3 protein-coding genes and 3 pseudogenes are annotated in these 7,479 nt (G+C 42.5%); 1 reads left to right on the forward strand and 5 read right to left on the reverse strand.

The window, feature by feature from the left end; genetic code table 11:
* From uvrA to smc, 5 genes and pseudogenes are all read right to left on the reverse strand, one after another.
* Window positions 1–439: pseudogene (gene uvrA, locus Q7P05_RS07195) on the reverse strand (ABC-ATPase UvrA); the annotation flags it as partial.
* Window positions 440–485: 46 nt separating this feature from the next.
* Window positions 486–2,480 (reverse strand): annotated as a pseudogene (gene uvrB, locus Q7P05_RS07200) (excinuclease ABC subunit UvrB); the annotation flags it as partial.
* Window positions 2,480–2,863 carry a hypothetical protein gene (locus Q7P05_RS07205; RefSeq protein ID WP_105085452.1) on the reverse strand — a complete coding sequence of 128 codons (384 nt, stop codon included), beginning with the start codon at window positions 2,861–2,863 and terminating at the stop codon, window positions 2,480–2,482. The pseudogene uvrB and the gene Q7P05_RS07205, both read right to left, overlap by 1 nt.
* A complete protein-coding gene (gene ftsY / locus Q7P05_RS07210) occupies window positions 2,853–3,788 on the reverse strand; it encodes a signal recognition particle-docking protein FtsY (protein ID WP_024066706.1) in 936 nt (311 codons plus the stop codon). Before ftsY ends, Q7P05_RS07205 begins: the two co-directional genes overlap by 11 nt.
* A pseudogene (gene smc / locus Q7P05_RS07215) lies at window positions 3,788–7,102 on the reverse strand (chromosome segregation protein SMC); the annotation flags it as partial. The pseudogene smc and the gene ftsY, both read right to left, overlap by 1 nt.
* 43 nt (window positions 7,103–7,145) lie before the next feature.
* Between smc and Q7P05_RS07220 the strand changes: the two are divergent.
* Window positions 7,146–7,479 (forward strand): S-adenosylmethionine decarboxylase (locus Q7P05_RS07220; protein WP_369680435.1); only part of this gene is annotated, 334 nt, incomplete at its 3' end.

The raw sequence follows: 7,479 nt of genomic DNA on the forward strand, positions 1-7,479 counted from the left end.
CTTCCATCGGATCCACATTACGATTCTGCTGAACGACGAGACCCTTAAAAGTAATCGGACAATGCGGAATTCCTGCTCTTGCATATAATAACCGGAAATAATCATAGATTTCCGTTACCGTTCCTACGGTAGACCTTGGATTGCGGTTCGTAGATTTCTGATCAATGGAAATAGCCGGAGACAATCCTTCTATACTTTCTACATCCGGTTTTTCCATCTGTCCCAGGAACTGTCTGGCGTAAGAAGACAATGATTCCATATATCTTCTCTGTCCTTCCGCATAAATTGTATCAAATGCCAGTGATGATTTTCCTGATCCGCTAAGACCGGTCAGTACCACCAGTTTGTCTCTTGGTATGTCTACGTCTACATTCTTCAGATTGTGTTCATTTGCTCCTCTGATCTTGATATATTGTCTTGAATCTTTTTCCTGTGGCATGTAAGTCTATGATCTCCTTTTTCTATATCTTTATTTCCTGTAATGTCTTCTTAAGCTCTATTAACTTATCCCTGAGTTCTGCTGCCGCCTCAAAATTCAGATCTGCCGCAGCTTTCTTCATCTGCTTCTCCAGCTCTTTGATCAGCTTCTCTAATTCTTTCTCACTCATGGATTCCGGATCTTTTTCCATCTGTAATTCAGAAGCCGCCACTTTCCGGGATACTGAGATCAGATCTCTGACTGCTTTCTGGATCGTCTTCGGTGTAATACCATGTTCTTCATTATATGCCATCTGCACTTCACGTCTTCTCTGCGTCTCATCCAGTGCTGCACGCATGGAATCTGTGATCGTATCTGCGTACATGATAACATGACCATTCACATTACGAGCCGCACGACCTATAGTTTGAATCATGGCCGTATCGGAACGCAAGAAACCTTCCTTATCTGCATCTAATATAGCTACTAGAGAAACTTCTGGCATATCTAGGCCTTCACGGAGCAAGTTAATACCAACCAGTACATCAAAAACACCGGCCCGCAAGTCACGAATGATTTCAGCACGCTCGATAGTAACGATATCAGAATGAAGATAACGAACCCGTACGCCCATCTCCTTCAAGAACTCCGTTAAGTCCTCAGCCATCTTCTTCGTTAAGGTCGTAACGAGAACACGTTCATTCTTAGCTGCACGCTTATGAATTTCGCCGAGTAAGTCATCCATTTGCCCCTTAATAGGGCGAATTTCAATAGATGGATCTAATAAGCCTGTAGGACGGATAATTTGCTCCGCAATATTCGTTTGTACTTCCATTTCATAAGGACCAGGTGTGGCTGATACATAGACGATTTGATTAATACGCTCTACGAATTCATCGAATTGAAGTGGTCTATTATCAAGTGCAGACGGCAGACGGAAGCCATATTCGATGAGCGATTCTTTACGCGCCCGGTCACCATTATACATGGCACGAATTTGTGGAATCGTTACATGAGACTCATCTACCATGATGAGGAAATCATCTGGGAAATAGTCTATCAATGTATATGGAGCTTCTCCAGCCTTACGTTCGGACATATGGCGTGAATAGTTTTCGATGCCTGAGCAATAGCCCATTTCCTGCATCATTTCTATATCGTAACGCGTACGTTGTTCAAGACGTTGCGCCTCAAGTAAACGGTCAGCTACTTTTAACTTAGCTAACTGTTCATCTAATTCGGCTTCAATACGCTCTACAGCAATACGCATCTTTTCTTTCGTTGTTACATAGTGAGATGCGGGGTACACAGCAACATGCTTACGTTCAGCAATCACTTCACCGGTTAATGCATCTACCTCAACGAGACGATCGATTTCATCTCCGAAGAGTTCCACCCGAATGGCTCTTTCACTATAAGCGGCAGGGAAAATCTCGATAGTATCACCTTGTACACGGAAGGTACCACGAATAAAGTTCATATCATTTCTCGTATATTGAATATCTACGAGTTTAGACAGAATTTCATCGCGAGATTTCGTCTGACCTAAGCGTAAGGACAATACGAGTTCAGAATAATCCTCAGGGTCACCTAAGCCGTAAATACAACTAACAGAGGCAACGATGATTACGTCGCGACGCTCGAAAAGACTCATAGTGGCACTATGTCGTAATTTATCGATTTCATCATTGATAGACGCATCCTTCTCGATGTACGTATCACTTGAAGGAATATATGCTTCTGGTTGATAGAAATCATAGTAAGACACAAAGTATTCTACCGCATTATTAGGGAAGAAACTTTTAAACTCGCTACATAATTGAGCAGCCAATGTTTTATTGTGTGCAATAATCAAGGTCGGTTTTTGTACCGCCTCGATCACCTTTGCCATCGTAAATGTCTTACCTGTACCAGTTGCACCGAGCAAGACTTGAGCCCACTCACCACGTTCAATCCCTTCTGTTAAGGATTGTATAGCAGTAGGTTGGTCCCCAGTAGGCGTAAAGGGCGCCTCCACTTTAAATGGTTGGCCCCCTTCGTAATTATATGTATTATGTTTCATTACTGTTCATCCTGATGTTTACGGATAGCTTTGAGCTCTTCCTCAGATAGACGACGACCTGCATTTTCTGCTTGGTTCAACGTATCCTCACCTTCTAAGACTTCGATGAGCATAGCAATGGAGAAGCGATCTAATGTAGGCGTAGTCTTTTGAATTTCGTCAGCCATCATCCAATCTGATTCAGTATAGTTATTAATACGTTCTGTAATCTCTTCCCAGTTTGAAAGTAGCAATCTTGTAATAGGACGATATAATTCAATGCCAAAATACTCGATTAAGCTAACAATCTTTTCCATATTTTCTAGGCTAACATTACATTCATTTTTCTTATTTTCAGATTCTACATATTCAAGTAAGAATTCCCGGTTATATTTATTTGTCACCTTGAATCATTCCTTTATTAAATAGTGCATTAGCAAATTCTTTCGCATTAAATGGACGTAAGTCATCCATGCCTTCGCCAACGCCAATCCAGCGAACAGGTACGCCTAGTTCCTCTTTAATAGAGATAACTACGCCACCTTTTGCTGTACCATCAAGTTTAGTCACCACAATGCCGTTTACTGGCACTGCTTGACCAAATAATTTAGCTTGGCTTACAGCATTTTGACCTGTAGTACCGTCGAGAACGAGCAATGTTTGATGCGGAGCCCCTTCTACGTGATTATTCGCTACGCGGCCCATCTTTTTAAGCTCTTCCATAAGATTAACTTTAGTGTGTAGACGACCTGCTGTATCGACGATAACGAGGTCTGCATTACGAGCTTTTGCCGCTTCCATTGCATCGTATACTACGGCTGCAGGATCAGCACCCTCTTTATGTTTAACGATAGGCACACCCACACGATCTGCCCAAATAGATAATTGGTCAGCTGCAGCGGCACGGAATGTATCACCTGCAGCGATAATAACCTTTTTACCTTCTTTAGTATAGTAGTTAGCCAATTTAGCGATAGTTGTTGTTTTACCAACGCCGTTTACACCCACAACAAGGATAACCTCTGGATGGTGAAGTGTAATTTCATCCTCTTGGTCAACAAGCATTTCTGTAATGCGGTCTTCCATAAATGGCATTACATCACCAGTATTGTTGATAATGCCTTCTGTTACACCACGACGAATTTCCTTCATCAAGTATTCTGTCGTTTTAGGACCAAGGTCACTAGTAAGCATAACTGCTTCTAAATCATCTAAGAAATCATCATCAATTTCTGCATAACCAATGATAACTGTCTCTACATTTTTTACAAAGGACTTACGAGTTTTTTCTAAGCCCTCTTTAATTTTATTAAAGAATCCGAATGCCATTATGCAAGATCCTCCTTCACATCTTCAAATGCTACTGTTAATAATCGCGATACGCCCCGTTCAACCATGGTTACCCCTTGTAATACTTCGGCAGCTTCCATAGTTTTCTTACGGTGAGATACTACGATAAATTGTGTTTCTTTATTTACCCTATTTAGATAAGAGCTAAATCTTTCGACATTGGCTTCATCAAGAGCCGCGTCAACTTCGTCAAGCACACAGAATGGGGCTGGGCGATAGTCGAGGAACGAGAATAATAGAGCAATAACTGTAAGAGCCCGTTCACCACCGGACAATAAAGTCAATTGTTGGCGTTTTTTCCCTGGTGGCTGAATATAAAAGTCGATGCCACCGGTCAAGATATTATCTGGATCTGTCAGTACAATTTGGGCTGTACCACCACCAAATAATTGGCTAAATACCTCTTGGAATCTACGACCTACCACATCTAATACATCGTATAGCTGTGTACTCATGGCCTTATCCATTTCAGCAATCACTGCTTGCAATTGCTCCTTCGCCGTATCTAAATCCGCCAATTGTGTAGTTAAGAAATCATAGCGTTCTTTAGTTTCTTCATATTCCTCAACGGCGTTTGGATTGACTGGACCAAGCTCAGCAATTTCAGCCATCAAACGTGCTTGTTCATCCTTCCAATCGCTGACAGAGCCTTCAATGCGAAGGGCTTGTGCATCTTCCAATGTAAAGCCTAGCTCTTGTAACTCTTCTACAAAGCGTTCGCAATCCATGCGATGACGGGTAATTTTACCTTCCATATCAACGAGTCGCCCTTGCACCACTTTATAGCGTTGGTTCAAACGGTCTTGCTCGCTGAGGATGGCTTCTAATTCCTCACGACCTGTAGAGGTCTTATCATAAGCTTCGTCACGAAGAGTACGCAAACGTTCAACCTCTGTTGTAACTGCAGCTAGCTCTCGTTCTGCCAATTCTTTAGCCTTCGGTAACTCCTCTTCACAGCGCTGTGTAGTGCTGATTAGCAAATTACGTAACGGCGTTAGACGCTCTACAATGTTAGCAATGGATTGATTACGTTGTTCCCGTTGAGTTTCACGTTCCTTAATGGTTTGTCGCAATGTATCACAAGTAAGGCGAGCTTCAGTGAAAGCTTCATACGCCTCTTGCTGTATCTTTTGCAATACAGTTAAACGCTCCATCAAGGCCCCTTGATTGCCCTCAACACCATGATTCTCTTGTAAGGAAGCAAGTGCTGTTTCTTGGTCTTTTAAATTAGCTGTTGTAGTTGCTAAATCAATATCGATTTGTACTAAACGTTGCTCTTCTTCAGAAAGAACACGTTTCTTACGATCCATTTGATTTTGTATATTTTGTACCTTTGTTTCACTAGCCACATAGAGTAAGTTCGTATGCTGGTAGCTATCATCAAGGGTAGCTCGTTCTTTTTCAGCTTCTTCCACCCGTTTTTCAAGTTTTTCCAAGCTAGCTGTTAAGGAACAAATTTGTTCTTCAATTTGCAAGAGCTCTTGTTCAAGGCTAGCCGCCTCTTCCTTACGGCTCAATACGGAGGCACGCTTGCGCTTTGTAGCACCACCTGTTAAAGAACCACCCGGTTGGAATTGCTCCCCTGTAAGGGTTACGATGCGCAATTGTTGATTATATTTTTTTTGTAATCCTATAGCCTCATCCATAGAGGATACGACTAACGTACGGCCTAATAAATATTGGAAGATATGAGCGTACTTATTATCAAAGGAGATACAGTCAACAGCCGTACCTATAACACAACTTTCACGTAAAGCAGGCGTATCATACGGTTTCCCTTTTACTGAATCCATAGGTAAGAAGGTTACACGTCCACCTTGGATAGATTTCAAATAATTTACCCCATCTGCAGCAGCACGAGCTGTAGTAGTGACAACATGGTTAACACTACCGCCTAATGCCGTTTCAATAGCTGTCGTATATTTGTCCTCAACCGTAAAGAGATCACCAACGGCGCCCGTAATCTGTTCACGCCAAGCACCCTTACCATTAAGAATATTCTTAGTTCCTTCTAAGTAACCTTCATGCTGTTCTTCCCATTGCGCTAAGAGCTCTAAACGGCCTTTTGCACGTTGTTCTTGGGTACGAAGTTTTTGTAGCTCTTTGCGTTCCTCACGAGCTTGAATAGCTGCTTCTTTACCACCATCAACGAGGGCTTGTCGTTGTGCAGAAATAGCAGTAAATTTCTGACCCAGTGTTTCATATTCAGTACGAGCTGCTTGTAGTTCACTATCTACTTGAGTTATTTCAGCCTTTAAAACTTCACATTGCTTTGCGGATTCAGCCTTACGAGCTTCTAAGCTACGAATACTAGCCTTTGCTGTTTCAATAGCGCTCACAATTTCTAATTGATGTTGCTCGAATGCTTCTCGATTAGATTGTAAAGATTGGAACTTAGCTTGTTCTACACCGACATCTTCAACAGCTTTTTTATAGTTAGCTTCTAACTCTGCTAGTTTAGATTCTTTCTCTACCAGTTGGGCGCTTTCATCTTGAATCAATTGATTTAAAATGCGTAATTGTTGCTCTTCGCCCTTTTGTGTAGCTTCTAGTTCGCTAATGCGCATAGACGTTTCATCTAATTCACGGTGAGCGGTCTTTAACTGCTCTTCTAAAAGACGTAAATGACCAGCTAAACGCTCTTCATCACGTTGCTTTTCTGTATACTGGGCTTCCCACAATTTAAGCTGTTCTTGCTCTTTAGTGGAAGATGATTGCAATGTATGACGGCGAGCTTCTAATTTGGACAACTCCGTTTGAAGCTCAATTTCTTCATCCTTAAAAGCAATATTATCGTTTTCAAAACGCGTTAAGAGACGATCTGATGTCTTGTAATTATGAAAGCCTAATGCCCCATCATAGTCGCGCTTTGTACGACTTAAGGTCATATATTTTTTAGTCTTTTCAGCCTTTTCAGACAAAGGTCCCAGTTGTTCTTCAATAGTTGCCATAACGTCGCGTACACGTTCCATGTTGCGGTCTGTGCTTGCAATACGACGCAATGCATCTTCTTTATTGATTTTAAAACGAGAAATACCTGCTACATCTTCAAAGATCAATCGGCGTTCCTCTGGCTTAGAGTTCAAGATGGCATCAATTCGGTTCTGACCGATAATGGCCATAGAGTCTTTACCAAGACCTGTATCAGCTAGTAAAAGATGGATATCCTTTAAGCGACAAGAGCGTTTATTGATGAGGAATTCACTTTCACCAGTACGATAAATACGACGTGTAATAGCTACCTCAGCCATATCTACATCTAATTGTTGGTCACTATTGTCAAATACAAGTGACCCGCAGGGCGCTTCGGTCACCATTCTGATTGCCGAAGGTTCGATGATTCCCGTCGGTCAGACCCAGCTGGCACATCTGGACAAGAGCCATGTAACGGTACACACCTACCCGGAATACCACCCCGAAACCTGCCTTGCCACCTTTCGGGTGGACATCGACGTTGCCACCTGCGGCGCCATCACCCCTCTTTCTACTTTGGATTACCTCATCAGCTCCTTCGATTCCGATATTATCACCATGGACTACCGGGTGCGCGGTTTCACCCGCGACATCAACGGTCAAAAACTGTTTCTGGATCACCCGGTCACCTCCATCCAGGATTACATCGACCCTGCCACCCTGCGCAGGTATGATGCGGTGGACATCAACGTCTATG

The sequence above is a fragment of the Veillonella dispar genome (genome assembly GCF_937975875.1).
Lineage (GTDB): Bacteria > Bacillota > Negativicutes > Veillonellales > Veillonellaceae > Veillonella > Veillonella dispar_B.

Coding starts and splice junctions, on each gene's coding strand:
- ftsY (WP_024066706.1), bottom strand. CDS start 3,788: ATGGCATTCGGATTCTTTAATAAAATTAAAGAGGGCTTAGAAAAAACT.